Origin of the sequence: Mycobacterium sp., from assembly GCF_049802695.1 — a bacterium.
Taxonomy (GTDB): domain Bacteria; phylum Actinomycetota; class Actinomycetes; order Mycobacteriales; family Mycobacteriaceae; genus Mycobacterium.
Window position 1 is genome coordinate 1 of sequence record NZ_JBARMY010000189.1, and the last position, 2,288, is coordinate 2,288.

The window sequence follows — 2,288 nt, forward strand, 5'->3', positions numbered from 1 at the left end:
TGCGTCGATATCGATCCGCTGATCTGCTACATAGATGAACTGGACACCGGCGTCGATGCGGTGGCGCCCGCGGCGTGCTCGCCCGATGACCTCGCCCTGATCCAGTACACATCCGGGTCGACTGGATCGCCAAAGGGCGTCTGCATAACCCACGACAACCTCATGAGCAATTGCGAAGTCCTGTCCCGCAGCATGGGGCCGGACCCGAATCGAATCGGACTTTCCTGGCTACCGCCCTACCACGACATGGGGTTGATGGGCACGATCATCCTGTCGCTCCACCACGGCTGGCCACTGGTGCTGATGTCGCCGATGCACTTTATGCAGCAACCTCGCCGCTGGCTGGAGGCCATCACCGAATACCGGGTGTCGATCACCGTCGGCCCGAACTTCTCACTCGACGCTTCCGTCGAAGCCCTCGATGACAACAACGAAGACCTGGATCTATCAACGGTCAAGGAGTTCTACTGCGGGGCCGAACCCATCCGCGCGGATACCCTGGCGCGCTTCGAAGAGTGCGCGGCACCACTCGGGTTCGACGTCAGCGCGCTGATTCCCTGCTATGGGATGGCTGAGGCGACGCTCTTCGTCGCCGGAAAACGAAAGGGACTCCGCTACAACACTGTTGACGGCGCTGATGGCATCGTCGTCAGCTGTGGCGAAGTCGATTCCCAACACGTCGTGCGGATCGTCGACCTCGACTCGAATAGTCTGGTTCCACCCGGTGAGATCGGTGAGATATGGGTCCGCGGTCGCAGTGTCGCCGCCGGTTACTTCAACCGGGATACGTTGACGAGCAAGGTATTCAACGCGCGCCTCGATGGCGAAGATGACACCTATCTTCGCACCGGCGACCTGGGTTTCATGCGCGACGACGAACTGTTCGTCACCGGACGAATCAAAGACCTGATCATTGTCAGCGGCCGCAACATCTATCCGCAAGACGTCGAGGCCAGCGTGGTGCGCGCCGACCCGTCGTTACGGCGGGCGGTGGCGTTCTCGGTACCCGGTGACGGAACCGAACGTCTGATCGTCGTCGCCGAGGCTGCCTTCACGCAGATCTCGACCGATTGCCACACGAAGCTCACGGACGCCGTCCGCTCTAGTGTGACTTCGGAATTCGGTGTCGGACCTGACGTCCACATCTGCCCACGACGGACGATTCCAACCACCACCAGTGGCAAGGTCCGTCGGCAAGAGGCCAAGCGACTTTTCCTGGCGGACGCCATACAGGGGGCGCCGGCATGAGCGCCGAATCCTTAGCTGCCCCTTCGGTTCGCGACCGCGACGTGCTCGCCTCGCGACTGGCGTATCTGACCGTCGGCCTGCCAACCTTCGGAACAATAGGCGCGGTTGTCTACGCGATCTACTTCGGCGTGACAGTGTGCGACTTCGCGTTATTCGGTGTCATGTACTTGATCACCGCGCTCGGCGTCGAGGCAGGGCTGCACCGCTACTTCACCCATCGGTCCTTCGAGGCCTCCGAACCGGTCAAGGTGTTCCTCGCGATCGCAGGGTCGATGGCAGCGCAGGGACCGGTCGTGTTCTGGGTCGCCAACCATCGGCTGCATCACGCTTTCGCCGACACCGAGCGTGATCCGCATTCGCCTCAGCCACAAGGCCCCGGCTGGTGGGGACGCGCAAAAGGCTTGTGGCACGGCCACGTCGGTTGGCTGTTCGATGTTCGGAAGATCGACTGGAGCAGGCATACCCGGGACTGGCTTGCCGATCGAAGGGTGATGAAGATCAATGTCTGGTACTTCACGTTGGTGGTGCTGGGCATCGTGATCCCCGGCGCCGTCGGTGGGCTGGTCACGCAATCGGTGCACGGTGTAGTCGGCGGGATTCTCTGGGGCGGATTCGCGCGGATCTTTGCCCTGGATCAGGCTACGTGGGCGGTGAACTCGTTGGGCCACACGATCGGCGCCCGTGCATTCCCGTTGCGGGACGGAAGCCGCAATATCGGCGCCCTGGCCCCGCCCACGATGGGCGGGTCATGGCACAACAACCATCACGCCCGGCCCGCACTGGCCCAGACCCGGCGGCACTGGTGGCAGCTCGATCTGGCCGGCGACTTCATCCGGCTCCTCGACCGGCTCGGTCTCGTGCACCACGCGCGGTACGTCAATTCGCAGTCCGACCATGCAGAAGGGGCGTCATGACCGCCGAAATGCGCAATGCCACAGTCTCTTCCCCCAATGCCTCCCGCAGATCGTTGCCCAGTGATCAGGAATCGCTCACGAAGGCGATCCTGCAATTGAACCCGGCCAGCGCACGGGCCAAACGGG

2 protein-coding genes are annotated in these 2,288 nt (G+C 62.7%); both read left to right on the forward strand.

Features of this window, described 5'->3' with window-relative positions; translation table 11 throughout:
• Positions 1-1,248: fatty acyl-AMP ligase (locus tag WA317_RS07580; RefSeq protein ID WP_425172448.1), on the forward strand; the 1,248-nt coding region annotated here is incomplete at its 5' end.
• The gene (locus WA317_RS07585; protein ID WP_425172449.1) at positions 1,245-2,162 is read left to right on the forward strand and encodes an acyl-CoA desaturase; all 918 of its coding nucleotides are present in this window, start codon (positions 1,245-1,247) and stop codon (positions 2,160-2,162) included. The genes WA317_RS07580 and WA317_RS07585, both read left to right, overlap by 4 nt.
• Positions 2,163-2,288: the final 126 nt, after the last annotated feature.

Excerpts from the sequence above, each read along its gene's own strand:
- WA317_RS07585 (WP_425172449.1), top strand. The coding sequence starts at position 1,245 with ATGAGCGCCGAATCCTTAGCTGCCCCTTCGGTTCGCGACCGCGACGTG.